General features: G+C 59.5%; 17 protein-coding genes. 7 read left to right on the forward strand and 10 right to left on the reverse strand.

What is annotated here, in order from left to right; all coding sequences use genetic code 11:
• Positions 1-43: 43 nt before the first annotated feature.
• Entirely contained in the window at positions 44-1,567 is a 1,524-nt protein-coding gene (locus EXW71_RS19780) for a fumarate hydratase (protein ID WP_104994706.1), read from the reverse strand.
• A 216-nt stretch (positions 1,568-1,783) separates the two neighbouring features.
• Here EXW71_RS19780 and EXW71_RS19785 point away from each other — a divergent pair, with 216 nt between their 5' ends.
• Together EXW71_RS19785 and EXW71_RS19790 are read left to right on the forward strand one after the other, a co-directional pair.
• Positions 1,784-2,716, forward strand: coding sequence for an iron-sulfur-binding ferredoxin reductase (locus tag EXW71_RS19785; RefSeq protein ID WP_134660131.1), 933 nt, complete (start codon positions 1,784-1,786; stop codon positions 2,714-2,716).
• A gap of 30 nt (positions 2,717-2,746) precedes the next feature.
• Positions 2,747-3,496, forward strand: a complete 750-nt coding sequence (locus EXW71_RS19790) for an enoyl-CoA hydratase-related protein (protein ID WP_134660130.1) — start codon at positions 2,747-2,749, stop codon at positions 3,494-3,496.
• 55 nt (positions 3,497-3,551) lie between these two features.
• Here the strand turns inward: EXW71_RS19790 and pyk are convergent, their stop codons facing one another.
• Positions 3,552-5,003, reverse strand: a complete 1,452-nt coding sequence (gene pyk, locus EXW71_RS19795; protein ID WP_123715747.1) for a pyruvate kinase — start codon at positions 5,001-5,003, stop codon at positions 3,552-3,554.
• A gap of 175 nt (positions 5,004-5,178) precedes the next feature.
• Here pyk and EXW71_RS19800 point away from each other — a divergent pair, with 175 nt between their 5' ends.
• Positions 5,179-5,553, forward strand: a complete 375-nt coding sequence (locus EXW71_RS19800; protein WP_134660129.1) for a tol-pal system YbgF family protein — start codon at positions 5,179-5,181, stop codon at positions 5,551-5,553.
• Between the two features lie 225 nt (positions 5,554-5,778).
• A complete protein-coding gene (locus EXW71_RS19805; protein WP_134660268.1) occupies positions 5,779-6,138 on the forward strand; it encodes a PilZ domain-containing protein in 360 nt (119 codons plus the stop codon).
• A 58-nt stretch (positions 6,139-6,196) separates the two neighbouring features.
• Here the strand turns inward: EXW71_RS19805 and EXW71_RS19810 are convergent, their stop codons facing one another.
• The 6 genes from EXW71_RS19810 to EXW71_RS19835 are packed head-to-tail and all read right to left on the reverse strand — an operon-like array spanning position 6,197 to position 12,867.
• The gene (locus tag EXW71_RS19810; RefSeq protein ID WP_134660128.1) at positions 6,197-7,528 is read right to left on the reverse strand and encodes a DUF58 domain-containing protein; all 1,332 of its coding nucleotides are present in this window, start codon (positions 7,526-7,528) and stop codon (positions 6,197-6,199) included.
• A 7-nt stretch (positions 7,529-7,535) separates the two neighbouring features.
• Positions 7,536-8,531, reverse strand: a complete 996-nt coding sequence (locus EXW71_RS19815) for a MoxR family ATPase (protein ID WP_134660127.1) — start codon at positions 8,529-8,531, stop codon at positions 7,536-7,538.
• Positions 8,528-9,685, reverse strand: a complete 1,158-nt coding sequence (locus EXW71_RS19820; protein WP_134660126.1) for a DUF4350 domain-containing protein — start codon at positions 9,683-9,685, stop codon at positions 8,528-8,530. Before EXW71_RS19820 ends, EXW71_RS19815 begins: the two co-directional genes overlap by 4 nt.
• Complete coding sequence (locus tag EXW71_RS19825) at positions 9,682-11,211, reverse strand: DUF4129 domain-containing protein (protein ID WP_134660125.1); 1,530 nt, start codon at positions 11,209-11,211, stop codon at positions 9,682-9,684. Before EXW71_RS19825 ends, EXW71_RS19820 begins: the two co-directional genes overlap by 4 nt.
• Complete coding sequence (locus tag EXW71_RS19830; RefSeq protein ID WP_134660124.1) at positions 11,198-12,178, reverse strand: stage II sporulation protein M; 981 nt, start codon at positions 12,176-12,178, stop codon at positions 11,198-11,200. The genes EXW71_RS19825 and EXW71_RS19830 overlap by 14 nt, the downstream gene beginning before the upstream one ends.
• Positions 12,175-12,867: an RDD family protein gene (locus tag EXW71_RS19835; RefSeq protein ID WP_134660123.1), complete on the reverse strand. Its 693-nt coding sequence runs from the start codon at positions 12,865-12,867 to the stop codon at positions 12,175-12,177. The genes EXW71_RS19830 and EXW71_RS19835 overlap by 4 nt, the downstream gene beginning before the upstream one ends.
• A gap of 166 nt (positions 12,868-13,033) precedes the next feature.
• On the opposite strand from EXW71_RS19835, the gene sbcB reads away from it, so the two are divergent.
• Positions 13,034-14,461 carry an exodeoxyribonuclease I gene (gene sbcB / locus EXW71_RS19840; protein WP_123715723.1) on the forward strand — a complete coding sequence of 476 codons (1,428 nt, stop codon included), beginning with the start codon at positions 13,034-13,036 and terminating at the stop codon, positions 14,459-14,461.
• Positions 14,462-14,549: 88 nt separating this feature from the next.
• Here the strand turns inward: sbcB and mvaT are convergent, their stop codons facing one another.
• The gene (gene mvaT / locus EXW71_RS19845) at positions 14,550-14,924 is read right to left on the reverse strand and encodes a histone-like nucleoid-structuring protein MvaT (RefSeq protein WP_003175830.1); all 375 of its coding nucleotides are present in this window, start codon (positions 14,922-14,924) and stop codon (positions 14,550-14,552) included.
• A 348-nt stretch (positions 14,925-15,272) separates the two neighbouring features.
• Here mvaT and purU point away from each other — a divergent pair, with 348 nt between their 5' ends.
• Entirely contained in the window at positions 15,273-16,121 is an 849-nt protein-coding gene (gene purU, locus EXW71_RS19850) for a formyltetrahydrofolate deformylase (protein ID WP_019821236.1), read from the forward strand.
• A gap of 80 nt (positions 16,122-16,201) precedes the next feature.
• Positions 16,202-16,372, forward strand: coding sequence for a hypothetical protein (locus tag EXW71_RS28815; RefSeq protein WP_167659661.1), 171 nt, complete (start codon positions 16,202-16,204; stop codon positions 16,370-16,372).
• A gap of 34 nt (positions 16,373-16,406) precedes the next feature.
• Here the strand turns inward: EXW71_RS28815 and EXW71_RS29445 are convergent, their stop codons facing one another.
• The gene (locus EXW71_RS29445; RefSeq protein ID WP_372241339.1) at positions 16,407-17,171 is read right to left on the reverse strand and encodes a methyl-accepting chemotaxis protein; all 765 of its coding nucleotides are present in this window, start codon (positions 17,169-17,171) and stop codon (positions 16,407-16,409) included.
• Positions 17,172-17,194 lie beyond the last annotated feature (23 nt).

Genomic DNA, 17,194 nt, shown 5'->3' on the forward strand with positions numbered 1-17,194 from the left:
TGGGCCATTGGCCGCAGTCGCCTTTATCCTTGCGAGGAAGCGCTTACTGCACTTCTACCGCCAGGCTGTCACTGATCTTTTTCTGCCAGATGGCAGGACCGGTGATGTGGACGGATTCGCCCTTGCTGTCCACCGCGACGGTGACCGGCATGTCTTTCACCTCGAACTCGTAGATCGCTTCCATGCCCAGTTCGGCGAAAGCCACGACACGCGACTTCTTGATGGCCTGGGCCACCAGGTAAGCGGCGCCGCCGACGGCCATCAGGTACACGGCTTTATGGTCCTTGATCGCTTCGATCGCGGTTGGACCACGCTCGGATTTGCCGATCATGCCCAGCAGGCCGGTTTGCTCGAGGATCTGACGGGTGAACTTGTCCATCCGCGTCGCTGTGGTCGGGCCTGCCGGGCCAACGACTTCTTCGCGCACCGGATCAACCGGGCCGACGTAGTAGATGAAGCGGCCCTTGAGGTCCACCGGCAGGGTTTCGCCCTTGTTCAGCATCTCGACCATGCGCTTATGCGCCGCGTCGCGACCGGTGAGCATCTTGCCGTTGAGCAACACGGTTTCGCCCGGCTTCCAGCTCTGCACTTCTTCCGGGGTCAAGGTGTCGAGGTTTACGCGGCGGGCCGAAGGGCCGGCTTCCCAGACGATTTCCGGGTAGGCGTCCAGCGGTGGCGCTTCCAGCGACGCAGGGCCCGAACCGTCGAGCACGAAGTGTGCGTGACGGGTGGCGGCGCAGTTGGGGATCATGCACACCGGCAAGGATGCCGCGTGGGTCGGATAGTCCATGATCTTCACGTCGAGTACGGTGGTCAGGCCACCCAGGCCCTGGGCGCCGATGCCCAGTTGGTTGACCTTCTCGAACAGCTCCAGGCGCATCTCTTCGATACGGTTCTGCGGGCCGCGCTTTTTCAGCTCGTGGATGTCGATGGATTCCATCAACACTTCTTTGGCCATGACGGCGGCTTTCTCGGCGGTGCCGCCGATGCCGATGCCCAGCATGCCCGGTGGGCACCAGCCGGCACCCATGGTCGGAACGGTCTTGAGTACCCAGTCGACGATCGAGTCGGACGGGTTGAGCATGGCCATTTTCGACTTGTTCTCGGAACCGCCGCCCTTGGCTGCCACGTCCACTTCCACGGTGTTACCCGGGACGATGGAGTAGTGGATTACGGCCGGGGTGTTGTCCTTGGTGTTCTTGCGCGCACCTGCCGGGTCGGCAAGGATGGATGCACGCAGGACGTTTTCCGGCAGGTTGTAGGCGCGACGCACGCCTTCGTTGATCATGTCGTCCAGGCCCATGGTGGCGCCGTCCCAGCGCACGTCCATGCCCACGCGCACGAACACGGTGACGATACCGGTGTCCTGGCAGATCGGGCGGTGGCCGGTGGCGCACATGCGCGAGTTGATCAGGATCTGGGCGATGGAGTCACGGGCCGCTGGCGATTCTTCGCGCAGGTAGGCTTCGTGCATGGCCTGGATGAAGTCAACGGGGTGGTAATAGGAAATGAATTGCAGGGCGTCTGCAACGCTCTGAATCAGGTCGTCTTGCTTGATCACGGTCATGAGTCGCGCTCCTCTATAAGGGAACATTCAATAAAGGTGGCGTCAGTGCTGCATCGGTCGGCTGACGCCACCTTTCCAAGGCACGCCAAAGTGGTGCAGGCGCGACGCTAAAAAGGCGCGGCAGTATAACCCGGCGCGGTGGCCGATACACCCGACTATGGTCAAACTGTCGCAGGCATGATTCCCTGTGTGCGCCCCTAATGATTGAGTCCTTATATGCCTGAACTGTACGTCGGTGAGCGCCATTGGTCGGTGACCGCCGGCAGTAATCTGCTGGATGCCCTGAACCAGGCAGGTGTGGGCGTGCCCTACAGTTGCCGGGCGGGCAGTTGCCATGCCTGCCTGGTGCGGTGCCTGGGCGAGGTCGAGGACAAACTGCCCGACGCCTTGAGTCCGGCGCAACGCCAGGATGGCTGGCGCCTGGCGTGTCAGTGCCAGGTCAGCGGCGATCTGCACGTCGAAGCGTTCGACCCCACGCGTGACGGTTTGCCGGCCCAGGTGGTGGGTGTGGACTGGCTCAGCCCGGCGGTGCTGCGCCTGCGCCTGCAACCGGAACGAGGCCTGCGTTATCGGGCCGGGCAGCACCTGGTGTTGTGGGCGGGGCAGGTGGCGAGGCCGTACTCCTTGGCGAGCTTGCCTCAAGAGGATGCGTTCCTGGAGTTTCACCTCGATTGTCGCCTGCCTGGTGAGTTCAGTGATCTTGCCCGGCAGCTGCAGCCGGGTGACCGTCTGCGCTTGGGTGAACTGCGCGGCGGCGCGCTGCAATACGACCCCGACTGGCAAAATCGATCCTTGTGGCTGCTGGCGTCCGGCACGGGCCTGGGGCCGCTGTGGGGCGTGTTGCGTGAGGCTTTGCGCCAGGATCATCAGGGCGACATTCGCGTGATTCATCTGGCCCATGATGCTGCCGGGCATTATTTGGCCGAACCCCTGACGCAGCTGGCTGCACAGCATCCAAACGTGTCGGTGGAACTGTGGACGGCGGCGCAGGCGACCCTGGCATTGGCGCAACTGCGGCTTGTTTCAAGGCAAACTATGGCCTTACTCTGCGGGCACCCGGCCAGTGTCGAAGCGTTTTCCAAGCGCCTGTTCCTGGCGGGACTGCCGCGTAATCAACTGCTGGCCGATGTGTTCCTGCCCCGTGGTTGAGCGCTGAACTCTACAGCCGCGAGACTCACCATGACCAACGCCATCCAGCAGCAACGCGAACGTGGGCTGCTGACCTTGCAGCTCAATCGCCCCGACAAGAAGAACGCCCTGACCCGCGCCATGTACATGCAACTGGCTGAGGCACTGGAGCAGGCGGATGCGGATGAAAGTATCCGCTGCGTGCTGATCCAGGGCAGCAGTGTGTGTTTTACCGCCGGCAACGACATCGGCGATTTTCTTGAACAGCCGCCCAGCGATCTCGACAGCCCACCGTTTTATTTCATGAAAAGCCTGCTCAACTGCCGCAAACCGGTGATCGCCGCCGTAGCGGGGGCTGCAGTGGGCATTGGCACGACCCTGTTGCTGCATTGCGACCTGGTGTATATCAGCCGTGATGCGCGGCTGCGCATGCCGTTCGTCAACCTGGGGCTGTGTCCCGAGTTTGGTTCGAGCCTTATTCTGCCGAGGTTGTTGGGGCATGCGAAGGCTGCCGAATTGTTGCTGCTGGGCGAGGGGTTTACCGGCGAGCAGGCGGCAGCCTGGGGGATTGCCACCGAGGCGCTGGACAGCGGCGAGGCGGCGTTGGCCAAGGCGCGGGAGATCGCCGGGCGCTTTGAATGCCTTGCACCGGGAGCGGTGCAGGTGACCAAGCAACTCATGAAGAGTGTTGATCGCGAGCAATTGCGCCAGGTGATCGAGGAGGAGGGCGCTTTGTTTGTCCAGCGATTGAAGTCGCCGGAGGCGATTGCCGCGTTGTCGGGGTTTATCAACCGATCCTGAGAAACAAAAAGCCCCGCCATTTACATGGCAGGGCTTTTTTTTATCAGCGTGTCACTCAGACCTGTGGGTCGCCCACATGCAGGATCTTCATGCCATTGGTGCCACCCGTGGTGTGGTAGCTGTCGCCCTTGGTCAGGATGACCCAGTCGCCTTTCTCTACAACGCCACGTTTGACCAGTTCGTCGATCGCCTTCTGGCTGACTTCGTTCGGCGCCAGCGACGCCGGATCGAACGGAACGGTGTACACGCCACGGAACAGCGCCGTACGGGCCTGGGCTTCACGGTGCGGGGTGAACGCGTAAATCGGCACCGACGAACGGATGCGCGACATGATCAACGGCGTGTAACCACTTTCGGTCAAGGCGATGATCGCTTTGACGCCCGGGAAATGGTTGGCGGTGTACATGGCGGCCAGGGCGATGCTCTGGTCGCAGCTTTCGAACACTTTGCCGATACGGTGGCTGGAGGTCTTGCTGGTCGGGTGCTTTTCAGCACCGACGCAGATACGCGCCATGGCTTGGACAGCTTCCAGTGGGTACGGGCCGGCGGCGCTTTCAGCCGAGAGCATCACGGCGTCGGTGTAGTCGAGCACGGCGTTGGCCACGTCGGACACTTCGGCACGGGTCGGCATCGGGTTCTGGATCATCGACTCCATCATCTGGGTCGCCACGATCACCGCTTTATTGTGGCGACGGGCGTGCAGGATGATTTTCTTCTGGATACCGATCAGCTCGGCATCTCCGATTTCCACACCCAGATCGCCACGGGCAACCATCACGGCGTCGGAAGCGTTGATCAGGCCGTCGAGGGTTTCGTCATCGGCCACGGCTTCGGCGCGTTCGATCTTCGCCACCAGCCAGGCGGTGCCGCCGGCTTCGTCGCGCAGTTTACGGGCGTATTCCATGTCGGCGGCGTCGCGCGGGAAGGACACGGCGAGGTAGTCCACTTCCATTTCGGCGGCGAGCTTGATGTCGGCCTTGTCTTTTTCAGTCAGCGCCGGCGCCGTCAGGCCACCCCCGCGACGGTTGATGCCTTTGTGGTCGGAGAGCGGGCCGCCGATGATCACGGTGCAATGCAGTTCAGTAGGCGTGGCGGTATCGACGCGCATGACCACGCGACCGTCGTCCAGCAGCAACTCGTCACCGACGCCGCAGTCCTTGACCAGGTCCGGGTAGTCGATACCCACGACTTGCTGGTTGCCTTCGGTCAGCGAATGGCTGGTGGAAAAGGTGAAGGTGTCACCGATCTTCAGCTCGATACGCTTGTTGGCGAATTTGGCGATACGGATTTTCGGGCCTTGCAGGTCACCCAGCAATGCAACGAAGCGACCGTGCTTGGCGGCCAGGTCACGCACCAGTTTGGCGCGAGCCTTGTGCTCGTCCGGGGTGCCGTGGGAGAAGTTCAGACGGGCGACGTCCAAACCAGCCAGAATCAGTTGTTCGAGGACTTCCGGCGAATTGCTGGCCGGGCCTAGGGTTGCGACGATTTTGGTACGACGGACGGACATGCACAGACTCCTGAGTTCAAGCGCTGGAGAAGGCTACTATGCTCTTTCGTTGTAGTCATTGTTCGTTTGCACTACTTATCGATGATTGACTTGTTTTCGTTGCGGTTGAATAGGTGAACGCCCTTGAAGATTTTCGACAAGGGGTCGATACACTGCACAAGACAGGAGAACCCCCATGCGAATTTTGCTCGTTGCTGCCTTGGCCGTCAGTGTTGTCGGCTGTACCCGCTGGTCGATGGACCATCATTTGAACAATGCTTACCGTGCCTACGGGGTGGGTGATTGCGAGCGTGTCACCCTTGAGTTGTCCCAGGTCGACCGTGAAAGCCGTTCCCGCCGTTACGTGCAACCCGAAGTTTCCATGCTGCGCGGGCAATGCCTGGAACGCCAGAAGCTGTTCGTGGATGCCGCGCAAACTTATCAATTCATCATCAGCCAGTATCCTGCGAGTGAATACGCCTATCGCGCCCGTGCCAGGCTCGATACCTTGCAGCAGCTGGGGCACTACCCCGGCGCCAGCGTGGCACAGCCGCGTCCCGCATCGTTGTAATGGTATTTGTCGTTGCATTGCTGGCCCGTTGCCAGGCTTGAGCTATCCTTTGAATGTCCGTTTGTACAAGTTTTCTATTCGAACGGATGAGTAGCCCGGATTTGGCAGCTGTTTCGTGGCAATACAATGACTATTGTCACACCGATATCCAGGGAGAGCGGGCAATTGGCTCGTTCCGAATCACTGGCACGGCCAGATTCATGGCCACTGGACGGCGATCTCACCATGGTTACCGAACGAAGGATCGAACGGCATCAGTTATCTTGTTTTTTGCAGGTATTCAATCGTCTGACCGACAAGCCAATCGGCTTTCTGGGCAATGTGTCTGAAGACGGGCTGATGTTGATCAGCCAATTACCCATGATGGTTAACGTGGACTTCGAGCTGCGTCTGAAGCTTCCAGGGCTGGGAGGCGAGTTCCAGGCTGTTGACCTCACGGCAACGTGTTTGTGGAGTCATGAGGATATCAACCCGCAGCAGTACGATTCAGGCTTCTGCATACGTCAGGCGCCCGAAGAGTATCGGCGGTTGATCACTGCGTTATTGCATTATTTCAGTTTCGATCCGCTGCAGGCCTCTGCTTGAACACTGCGAGTCGTCGGCTCGGTCAGGGGTTTTTCCTCGGCCGGGACCGTGCTTTCTTTTAGAAAACCCCAGCTTTTTTCCAACCCAGATAGCGCGTGACCAGCTTGGCTCCCAACTCGGACGGCAAAGCATCCAGCACCGATAGCCCGTGGGCGTTCAAACGATCATGGAGTTCGTTGCGGCTGTTGAGGTAATCGATCGCACCACTGTAGGCCAGCGCTTCCGACAGGGTCTGCACGGGGACCTGGCGCAGTTCATCGAGGACATGTTCTCGCAGGCTGGCCACCATCACCCGGTGTTGCCGGCTGATCCGATTGACCGCGGTCATGAGTGCCTCATCGTCCTCATCGCGCAGATTGGTCACGACGATCACCAGCGCCCGGCGCTTTTGTCGAGCCAGCAGATGGCTTGCGGCGGCCTGGTAGTCGGCTGTTTTACGAGTGGTATCCAGGTCGTAAACCGTATTGAGCAAGAGGTTCAGTTGACCACTGCCCTTGACCGGCGTCAGGTAACGCGGTTGGTCGCTGGCAAAGGTGCACAGTCCCACCGCATCACCCTGTCGCAATGCGACATAGCTGAGCAACAGGCAGGCGTTGAGGGCGTGATCGAAGTGGGAGAGCTCGTCATCCTGGCTGCGCATGCGTCGACCGCAGTCGAGCATGAACACGATTTGCTGGTCGCGCTCATCCTGATATTCCCGGGCGATTGGCGTGCGTTGCCGTGCAGTCGCTTTCCAGTCGATCTGGCGCAGGCTGTCCCCCTCGCGAAACTCGCGCAGCTGATGAAACTCCAGCCCCAAGCCTCGTCGCGGGCGCTGACGTACGCCGAGTTGGCTCAGCCAGTTGTCCACGCCCTGCAACTGCGCGCCGTACAAGCGGGCGAAGTCCGGGTAAACGCGGGTAACATCCCTGGCCTCAATCAAGCGTCGTGCCGACCACAACCCCAAGGGGCTGGGCAGGTGGATTTCGCAACGGCTGAAGCTGAAATGCCCTCGTCGCAAGGGACGAACACGATAACCCAGCGCGCTATGCTCGCCAGGACGCAGCTCGATGGACTGCGGCAGGTTCTCCACGCTCAAGCCATCAGGAACGTGATCGAACACCGTCAAGGTCAAGGGTTGCGGGTAATTGTGTTCCACTGCCAGCCTGACTTCCCCCCAGCGTCCCAGCGCCAGGCTGCCGGGTATTTGCCTTTCTACCCGTGGCGAAGGGCGGCGGCGCAGGCGGAATGCGTCCAGCAGCGATAGCAGCAACAATGCCAGCAACAAGCCCCAGGCCACCGAATATACAGTGTCGGGCAGCTTGAACTGCAAGGCTGCCGCAGCGCCCAGCAGAATGTTCAAGCCGAGCAGCACGCCAAGCCAGATCAGCAGCAGACGGGTCGGTTTCATTTCCGCGTCATTGCCTTGGAGCCGGAATCTGATCAAGCAACTGCTTGAGCACCTGGTCTACCTCCAGCCCATCGATGTCCAGCTCAGGCGCAATACGTACCCGGTGACGCAGTACAGCCAGGGCGCAGCCCTTGATGTCGTCTGGTGTGACAAATTCCCCGCCGCGCAGCAGGGCACGCGCGCGAGCTCCGCGCACCAGAGCGATGGACGCCCGTGGGCCGGCGCCGATGGTCAGCCCTGGCCAACTGCGTGTGGTGCGCGCGATGCGTACAGCATAATCGAGCACTTGTTCATCCAGGGGCATCTCACTGGCGATCTGTTGCATCTGCACCACATCGTCGGCGTGCAGCACAGTGCGCAATGGTTGCACGTCCAGCATGTCCGCCCGGGATGAACGTGTTACTTCGCGCACCATATCCACTTCTTGCTGGGCGTCGGGATAGTCCATGCGCACCTTGAGCATAAAGCGATCCAGCTCGGCTTCCGGCAGGGGGTAGGTGCCTTCCTGTTCGATGGGGTTCTGGGTGGCCAGCACCATGAATGGTTGGCCGATGGGCAACGCTTCACCCTCAAGGGTGACTTGCCGTTCCTGCATGGCTTCAAGCAGCGCGGCCTGGGTCTTGGCTGGAGCGCGGTTGATTTCGTCGGCCAGCAGCAAGTGAGTGAACACCGGCCCCTTGCGCAGCTTGAACTGTTCGGTATGCCGGTCATAGACGGCGTGGCCGGTGACATCGCTGGGCATCAGGTCAGGGGTGAACTGGATGCGTGCGAAATCGCCACCAAAACAGCGGGCCAATGCGCGGACCAATAGGGTCTTGCCCAGGCCAGGCACCCCTTCGAGCAATACATGGCCTCCCGCAATCAGTGCTGTGAGCACGTCATCAATGATCTGATCCTGACCGATCACGGCTTTGCGCAATTCAACGCGCAAAGCCTGGGCCTGTTGGCTGGCATGCTGCAGGGTTGCGCCGGTCAGGGCTTTGGTCGGTGGGTATTCGCTCATAGGGCATTCCTGAGGGTTTGCAGGCACGTCACTTGCCGGCTGAAATCGGCGCTGGAGAGCCGCCTCGGCGGGAGTGGGCCGAGCGCCTGGCTGATGGCATGGGAGGGTTGTCGGGTCAGGTGTTCCAGTACCTGCCATTGTGCTGCGGTGTCGAGGTGTTCAAAGCCTGGGTGGCGCTTGCGGGCGGCGCGCAGGATGTCGCGTTGCAACGCTTGCAACAATGCGCCCTGCCCACCGCGACGCAGCAGAAAATCGGCGCTGGCCTTCAAATGCTCCTGCAACTGTCGGCGCGCCTTGGGTTCTGGCGGTTGTATCGGGCCTTCGCGCATGCCGGCGTGCCACAGCGCCAGGATTATCAGTGCGAAAAGTGCCACCAAAGCCTGGGGGAAATAGCGCAACAACAAGGTGAGTAAATTGTCCGCGTTGTTGTTGAACAACAACGTCACGCCAGTGTTCTGGTTGAGGTACCACAGCAGCCAGGCGTTATCGTGTTTACCGATATTCGGGGTTTTCCACAGGTCGCTGTCGGTGACCACCGTCACATGGCCTTGCCCAAGGTCGAGTTGCATCAGGTGGCTGGACTTGGCGCTATTGGCTGAAAACTGGGCAAGGTGTCTTGGGTCGGTGAGGTTGAAGTTGGTATCGAAACTGAAGTAAGCCGGGGCGGTTTCATTGTCGACGTAGAGCTTGGTCAAGTCCGGTGCTTTCTTTTTACGTGGCGATGCCGGCTCGTCGAACGTATCACTCAGGGTTTGGTGAATCTCCAGGCGATCCAGCAGCAGGTCGCCACTCTTGCCCGTTTCCTCATCCCACAACGCCTCGGCCACCACCAGCAGGTGGCCTCCGGCCTTTGTCCAACCCAACAGTTGCTCGACCTGGCGCGGGGTCATGTTGCTGCGCTCGCCCAGCAGCAACAGGCTTTGGCCTTTAGCTGGCAGATCGGCCAGCCGTTCGATGCCATTCGCATGCTCCACTGTCAGGCCTTGCCTGCGTAGGAAGTACTCGGCTGCCAGATAGGGATTGGCCTGTGCCTGCGCGGACGGGCCGTGGTCGATTACTTCGTCATAAGGGATCGCCTTGTGCCACGCGTACAGACCGCCAGCTCCCAGCAGGCAAACCAGCAGCAGCGCCACCCACAGCAATGGCCTGTTCATTGGTGCATTCCCGAACTGAAGAGCACACGCCAATCGTTGCAAAGCTGTTGTTGGGCAGCAGTCGGAGGAAGGCGGTGCCCATACGCAAGGTTTTGCCAGTGGCGTGTCAGTTCGTCGCTGAAAGCCAGCAACTGCGGTTGCTGTAAACGATGAACGTGTTCCAGTACCTGGCCTTCGGTATCGGCGTTTTTCAGCGGTAGGTTGAACTCGTGCAGTAGCCGGCTGAGCAGGCCGCGATACAGCAGGCCCAAGGCTTCCCGGGGTTGGGTGGACCATAGCTGTTCGGCAGTGCCGGCAATATCTTCCGGCAAGGTTTCAACCCCCAGGTCCAACCCGAACAACTGAGCGGGAACCGGTTTGACCGCTTTGGGTAAGGGCTGTCGGCTACGTTGCACAAACGTACGCATCCATTCACGGTAGCGCCACACCAGTAGGGCAATTGCGCCAATCAACAGGCTCCACAGCAGTATTTTCAAGCCTTCGGCGACGTGTTTGAAGGCATTACTGTTGAGGTTATCCAACAGTGCCTGCAGCCATGCGGGCAATTTACCGTCGCCTTTTGTTTTGCTCCTGACGGCGGTTTTTTCTTCGCCAAAGCGATAACGGGTGACGGTTTCAGGGTTCTTGAAGGGAGGATGCTCCAGCACCTCCTGAATGGATTGGCTGGCGGAGTGAGTACTGAGCTGTTTGGAGCCCACGGGTTCGGCTGCCATGGCCGGTGGAGTGACTTGCGCGAGCATCAACCCGACCACCACCAGTAGCAGCGGGACGATGCCACTTAGACGCTGGCGCAGGCTGCGGAATATCAGTTCCAGATCCCAGGCCTCCAGGGCAGTACGGCGGTTGAGATACAGACTGAAACCGCAGGCGACGTAGATGGGTTCCCAGAACACCAGTATCAAGGCGTAGGCAGCATTGCCCAGATGTTCCACCCATAGGTCGTTCGAGCCTGATGCCAACGCCATTCGTTGCCAGTCCCAGTCCAGTTCCAGCTGTTCTGGAATGAATAGATAGAACAGGGCCATGCAACCAAACCATAGGCCGATTTCCAGGTGCATCCCGATGGTGGTCAGCCAGCGTGCTGCTCCAGCGTTATGCTGCAGCAATACTCCCAGGCGTTTCTGACGTGCCAGGCCGTCCAGCCCCTCAAGCTGGTTTACCGGCAGCACAAAGCTGCGGCTCAGGCTCAGTCGGCGCCAGGTCAGGCTGGCCAGCAGTTGGCCCTTGAGCAGGCGCGGCCAATGGCGCACGGCTTGCCTGGTGCTGGGTATTTCACCAAACAGGGCCTTGGAAAGGATGTACAGCGGGAGGCGGTCGAAGGCCGGTTTGAGCCACCAGAACAGGAACAGTGAAAAAGACGGGTATTCCCACAGCAATACCGTGAGCAAGGTAAATATCGGCAAAGTGGCCATCGCCCAACTGCTCATTAACAGCCGGCGATGTGCCCTGGCCATGAGTACGCCAAGGTCCATGGCTTCCCAGGAGGTACGGGGGCGAATCACCACGCTGGCATCAGTCAGGCGCATGACGGGACCGTCCAGCCAGGCTCAGGTAAGCGGCCACCAACAACCACAGTACGGCGCCCACGAGGTATTTGATCCAGGGGGCGATCGTGGCGATGGATGACCAGTACGCTTCGATAAACGCAGCGATCAGCAGGAATACCATCACGCCACAGAGCATCTGCACGCTTTTGCGCGCTGCCAGGCGCAGGGACTCGCTGCGCGTCAAATGCCCGGGAGATATCAGCGACCAGCCCAGTTGCAAACCTGCCGCGCCGGCCAGAGCGATGGCACTGAGTTCGAATGCACCGTGACCGATCACAAATGACCAGAACGTCTGGCCATAGCCGATTTCGGTCAGGTGCCCGGAGATCGCCCCGATGATCAAACCGTTGAAAATCAGGAAGAACACACTGCCCAGGCCAAACAGCAAGCCGGCGGCAAATGTCTGGAAGGCGATGCCGATGTTGTGCATCACGTAATAGCCAAACATCATCCAGTCTTCGCTGGAGGCTCGTTCGGCCGCGCGTCCCAGGTGGCTGCCATCGGGGTCGTACATGCCTTGCATTTCAGCGACCTGTTGAGGGCTGACGATGCTGTAGATCAGGTCGGGGAACAGATAGACCAGCAGGGCTATACCCACGAGGCTGCCAAAGAACAACAGGCTGGCGACCAGCAAAAAGCGCCACTGCTCGCGCACCAGGCGGGGGAAGTCGGCCAGGATGAAAGCCAATACGTTCGCCGCCAGTTGGCTGCGATGACGGTACAGTTGTTGGTGCCCGCGCAGTGCGAGTTGCTGTAGCGGGTCCACCAGGTAGCTGCTATAGCCGCGCTCCTGGGCCAGGGCCAGGTGTTGGCAAAGCCGCCGATACTGATAGGGGAAGTCGGTGACATCACCGGCCTTGGCTTTACCTTGTTCCAACTGTTCCAGTTGTCTGGCGAAGGTTTGCCATTGCTGCTGGTGGCGGCTTTCAAATTGGCTCTGCTTCATGTCGGCCCCAACAAGCCGCGGGCCACACCGTTGAGTTGTTCCGCTGCACGGGCCGGGGACACGTGCAGGGGCACAGCGAGGATCGAGGCCAGTTCATGCACTCGCTCGGCCGACAGTTCGCCCTGGCGTTCGGCGAACGCGAGGATGGCACGTTGTTCGTTCAGGTCCAGTGTAAACGGCAGGCGCAGAGCGGCAGCTTGAGGTATGCGGGGCCGAACCAGCGGCTTCTCGCGGTAGACCACCAGCGTCCCGGCGGCCAGGTCGCCGAGCCGTTTGAAATGGGGATGTTGCAGGCAACTGATGGCGCCGAGGAAGTAGCCGAAAGGCAGCATGTCGACAAAGCGCAACAGGTTGCGGATCAGGGAGGCCGACCAGCCGATGGGGGTGCCGTCGTCCTGCACGACACGCAGGCCCATGACCTGCTTGCCTGGGGAACTGCCCTGGTTGAGGACTTCAAACAGCACCATGTACCACCAACTGACCAGGAACAGGAGCAGCGAGCCCAGGCCGATGCCGATGTTGCCAAGTAGCGCCAGGGGCACGATCAGGATAGCCATGAGCAGACCACGCAAACCCAGGTCAAAAGCGAAGGCTAACGCTCGTGCCGGCAGGCCGGCGGGGCGCAAGGGCAGGTCGATACCCTCCGGGGTTTCGATCTGGTAGCGGGTATCCAGCGGGGCTGATGGCATTGCGATCCTTGGCAGTGCTGACCGGTTAACAGACACGGATGCTAGCAGTGTCGACGGTGGAAGCAACCCTTCAAGTTTTACTGGGTATTTGTACAGTGCAGGTATCGCTGGCCCCGGATGCCTCGCTGCGCCTAGACTTTGTCGATCTTCAGCACAGGAACAGCTCGTGACCTCCATTTTCTGGTACGACTATGAAACCACCGGCATCAACCCGCGCAGCGATCGCCCGCTCCAGGTGGCCGGAATTCGTACCGACCTCGAACTCAACGAGATCGGCCCGCCGCTCAATCTTTATTGTCAACCCAGCGACGATATCCTGCCCCATCCGGCCGCCTGCATGATCACCGGTATTACCCCTGGCGTGCTGGCGGAGAAGGGCTTGGCCGAAGCCGACTTCATGACGCGGGTGCACACCGAGTTGGCTGCGCCCGGCACATGCGGTGCCGGCTATAACACCCTGCGGTTCGACGATGAAATGACGCGCTACAGCTTGTATCGGAATTTTTTCGACCCTTACGCACGGGAGTGGCAGGGGGGGAACAGTCGCTGGGATTTGATCGATGTAGTCCGCACCGCCTACGCCCTGCGTCCCGAGGGGATTGCCTGGCCGGAGCAGGATGGGCGGGTAACCCTCAAGCTGGAGCGGCTGACGCAAGCCAATGGTATCGATCACGGGCAGGCTCATGATGCGTTGTCCGATGTACGTGCAACCATCGCCTTGGCGCGGCTGGTTCGAGAAAAACAGCCCAAGTTGTATGAATGGCTGTTTCAACTGCGCAGTAAGCAACGGGTGATGGATCAGGTGCGCCTGTTGCAACCGATGGTGCATATTTCCGGGCGGTTCTCCGCCGAGCGCCATTACCTGGGGGTAGTGCTGCCGTTGGCCTGGCACCCGCGCAATCGCAATGCGTTGATCGTCTGCGACCTCGGGCTTGATCCCCAGGCTTTGCTGGACCTGGACGCCGATGTGTTGCGTCAGCGCCTCTACACGCGCCGTGATGACCTGGGGGAAGGTGAACTGCCGGTTCCTCTCAAGTTGTTGCATATTAACCGTTGTCCGGTCGTTGCCCCGCTGAATGTGTTAAGGGCGCAAGACCGCGAGCGGCTTCAGTTGGATATGGACACCTGTCAGGCGCGGGCACTGCGACTAACTGACGCACAGGAAGTTTGGCGTGACAAGTTGGCAGCCATTTACAGCGAGGAAGATTTTGCATCGACTGCCGACCCCGAGCAGCAGCTCTACGATGGTTTTATCGGTGACCGCGATCGCCGTTTATGCGAACAAGTCCGTGCGGCGGAGCCTGCACAACTAGCACGTCAGCAGTGGCCTTTCGATGATCATCGTTTGCCGGAATTATTATTTCGCTACCGCGCCCGTAACTTTCCTGAAAGCCTGGACAACGACGAGCAACAACGTTGGAAACTTTTTTGTCAGCAGCGTTTGTCAAATGCTGAATGGGGAGCGCCCAATACGCTGTTGGCATTTAAACAGGCATGCGCAGAGTTGGCTGTTAGTGCTACACCGTTTCAGTGCCAGGTACTGGACCAATGGCAGGAGTATGCCGATTCGCTGGCTGCTCGTTTGAACGTGTAGTCGCTAGTTGCAGAGTATCCAGGCATGAAAAACGCCAGCAAGCTGGCGTTTTTCGTGTATCGCGTATCAGGCGAGAGCCCGACCTGGCTTAGCCCAGCAGGGTAGCCCAGCCTTCAACCACATCGCCGCCCCACTTGGCTTTCCACTCTTTCAGTGTCTTGTGGTTGCCGCCTTTGGTTTCAATCACTTCGCCGTTGTGCGGGTTCTTGTATTGCTTGACCTTGCGAGCACGTTTGGTGCCGGTGGTTTTCACGGCGCCACGCGGTGCTTTAACTTTCGACTCTGGATCCAGCAGCGCGATGATGTCGCGCAGGGATTTGGAGTATTCACCCATCAGAGTGCGCAGTTTGCCTTCGAATTCCAGCTCGGTTTTCAGCTTGTCGTCTTGGGACAGGTTTTTCAAACGGGCTTGCAGCTCTTTGATAGCTTCTTCGGTGGCGCGGTATTCGTTGATCAGTGACATGGGGACTACCTTATGTAGAGCGCTGATTGAGAGGGAGAGTGGCCTAATAATAGTCAGGCAATTTCATCAAGTAAACATTTAAGCAGGCATTTATGTGAATTACTTTGAATGTTTGTCGTAATGCCGCGCAGTCGAGTTAATTAGTAGGTCGCAAGCCTAAAGATAGTCTGGTTTATTTTTTTGATAAATGCGTGAGCTTGCCGTTGTACGGTCATATAGAGGTGGTAAATCCTTAAGCTATTAAGGCGGGGCGCGACCCGGGCTCAGAACAGGGCGCAAGGAATACTGCAGTTTTTCTGCGCAATCGCTAGAATGGCGGCCTTTGCGAAGTTCTGGAGTTTCCCCCTAATGCGCACTTTTCGGCTGGTGATTGCTTGCCCGGACCGGGTTGGCATCGTTGCCAAAGTCAGTAACTTTCTGGCCTCCCATAACGGCTGGATCACCGAAGCGAGCCATCACTCGGACGATCTCAGCGGATGGTTTTTCATGCGGCACGAAATTCGTGCCGACACGCTGCCCTTTGGTCTTGAAGCCTTCCGTGAGGCGTTCGCGCCGATCGCGGAAGAGTTCTCGATGACATGGCACATCACCGACACCGAGCAGAAAAAACGTGTTGTGCTGATGGCCAGTCGTGAGTCCCACTGCCTCGCCGACCTGTTGCACCGCTGGCACAGTGATGAGCTGGATTGCGAGATCGCCTGTGTGATCTCCAACCATGACGACCTGCGTAGCATGGTGGAATGGCATGGCATCCCGTACTACCACGTACCGGTCAATCCGCAGGACAAGGAGCCGGCGTTCGCCGAGGTCTCCCGTCTGGTCAAGCAGCACGATGCCGACGTGGTGGTGCTGGCGCGCTACATGCAGATCCTGCCGCCGGAACTGTGCCGCGAATACGCCGGCAAGGTGATCAACATTCACCACAGCTTTTTGCCGTCGTTCGTCGGGGCCAAGCCGTATCACCAGGCATCGCTGCGTGGCGTGAAGTTGATTGGCGCAACGTGCCATTACGTTACCGAAGAGTTGGACGCAGGTCCGATCATCGAACAGGACGTGGTTCGTGTCAGTCACAGTGACAGCATTGAAGACATGGTGCGTTTCGGGCGTGACGTCGAGAAGATGGTGCTGGCGCGTGGCCTGCGTTATCACTTGGAAGATCGCGTCCTGGTGCATGGCAACAAGACCGTTGTGTTCTGATCCCGCGTTGTGATTGAACCAGGAAGGGCTTGGGCGTTAAATCGACCCAGGCCCTTTTTACATCTGCGCAGGACTGAACGATGAGCGACCCACTGGACAAAGCCACATCAAAAGCCCCCGCAACGTTGGGGGAGGGGTGTTTGAGCCGGTATGACCCGGACGACCTGGACGCAGAGGATGGCACCGAGTTTCCCGGCGCCGCCGAGTTGTGGGAGCAGGAGCAGCCTAAAGACGAGACCCGGCAAAAATAGCGGCCCGCCGCACTGGAAGCGGCGGGCGCAGGCGTCAGATCCGGAAGCTGCCCACCAATTGCTTCAAGCGCGATGCTTGTTGCTCAAGGTCAGTGCAGGCGCGCAGGGTTGATTGCAGGTTCTCCACACCTTCCTGGTTAAGGGTGTTGATCTCGGTGATGTCCATGTTGATCGACTCCACCACCGAGGTCTGCTCTTCGGTGGCGGTAGCGACAGACTGGTTCATACCGTCTATCTCGCCAATGCGTTGGGTCACGCTGCTCAAGCGTTCGCCGGCCAGGTTGGCGATTTCCACGCTGTCCTGGCTGTGGCGCTGGCTTTCACTCATGGTGCTGACGGAGTCCCGAGCGCCGACCTGAAGTTCTTCAATCATTTTCTGTACTTGTTGCGCCGATTCCTGGGTGCGATGGGCCAGGTTGCGCACTTCGTCAGCCACTACCGCAAACCCTCGGCCGGCTTCCCCGGCGCGTGCCGCTTCGATGGCGGCGTTGAGCGCCAACAGGTTGGTCTGCTGAGAGATGCTGGTGATCACCTCGAGGATCTGGCCGATATTGACCGTCTTGCTATTAAGCGCTTCGATATTGTTGCCGGAAGCGCTGATCATCTCGGACAGTTGGTTCATCGCCCTGATGTTGCTTTCCACCACCTGCTGGCCGTCTTCGGCCAAGCTCCGTGCGTCACTGGCTTGCTGCGAGGCTTGTGCCGCGTTGCGCGCGATTTCCTGGGCGGCGGCACCCAATTCGTTGATGGCGGCGGCGACGCTGTTGGTGCGATTGGCCTGTTCGTCCGAGTTGACCATTGACGAGTTGGAGGCGCTGACCA

The organism is Pseudomonas sp. BCA17, from assembly GCF_004519405.1.
GTDB lineage: Bacteria > Pseudomonadota > Gammaproteobacteria > Pseudomonadales > Pseudomonadaceae > Aquipseudomonas.

Bases quoted from the DNA above. Each gene is read 5' to 3' on its own strand.
- EXW71_RS19815 (WP_134660127.1), bottom strand. From the start codon at position 8,531: ATGAGCGAATACCCACCGACCAAAGCCCTGACCGGCGCAACCCTGCAG.
- EXW71_RS19785 (WP_134660131.1), top strand. From the start codon at position 1,784: ATGCCTGAACTGTACGTCGGTGAGCGCCATTGGTCGGTGACCGCCGGC.
- EXW71_RS19835 (WP_134660123.1), bottom strand. From the start codon at position 12,867: ATGCCATCAGCCCCGCTGGATACCCGCTACCAGATCGAAACCCCGGAG.
- EXW71_RS19810 (WP_134660128.1), bottom strand. From the start codon at position 7,528: ATGAAACCGACCCGTCTGCTGCTGATCTGGCTTGGCGTGCTGCTCGGC.
- EXW71_RS19820 (WP_134660126.1), bottom strand. From the start codon at position 9,685: ATGAACAGGCCATTGCTGTGGGTGGCGCTGCTGCTGGTTTGCCTGCTG.
- EXW71_RS28815 (WP_167659661.1), top strand. From the start codon at position 16,202: ATGAGCGACCCACTGGACAAAGCCACATCAAAAGCCCCCGCAACGTTG.
- pyk (WP_123715747.1), bottom strand. From the start codon at position 5,003: ATGTCCGTCCGTCGTACCAAAATCGTCGCAACCCTAGGCCCGGCCAGC.
- EXW71_RS19780 (WP_104994706.1), bottom strand. From the start codon at position 1,567: ATGACCGTGATCAAGCAAGACGACCTGATTCAGAGCGTTGCAGACGCC.
- EXW71_RS19825 (WP_134660125.1), bottom strand. From the start codon at position 11,211: ATGCGCCTGACTGATGCCAGCGTGGTGATTCGCCCCCGTACCTCCTGG.
- EXW71_RS19790 (WP_134660130.1), top strand. From the start codon at position 2,747: ATGACCAACGCCATCCAGCAGCAACGCGAACGTGGGCTGCTGACCTTG.
- EXW71_RS29445 (WP_372241339.1), bottom strand. From the start codon at position 17,171: ATGGTCAACTCGGACGAACAGGCCAATCGCACCAACAGCGTCGCCGCC.
- mvaT (WP_003175830.1), bottom strand. From the start codon at position 14,924: ATGTCACTGATCAACGAATACCGCGCCACCGAAGAAGCTATCAAAGAG.
- EXW71_RS19830 (WP_134660124.1), bottom strand. From the start codon at position 12,178: ATGAAGCAGAGCCAATTTGAAAGCCGCCACCAGCAGCAATGGCAAACC.
- EXW71_RS19800 (WP_134660129.1), top strand. From the start codon at position 5,179: ATGCGAATTTTGCTCGTTGCTGCCTTGGCCGTCAGTGTTGTCGGCTGT.
- purU (WP_019821236.1), top strand. From the start codon at position 15,273: ATGCGCACTTTTCGGCTGGTGATTGCTTGCCCGGACCGGGTTGGCATC.
- EXW71_RS19805 (WP_134660268.1), top strand. From the start codon at position 5,779: ATGGTTACCGAACGAAGGATCGAACGGCATCAGTTATCTTGTTTTTTG.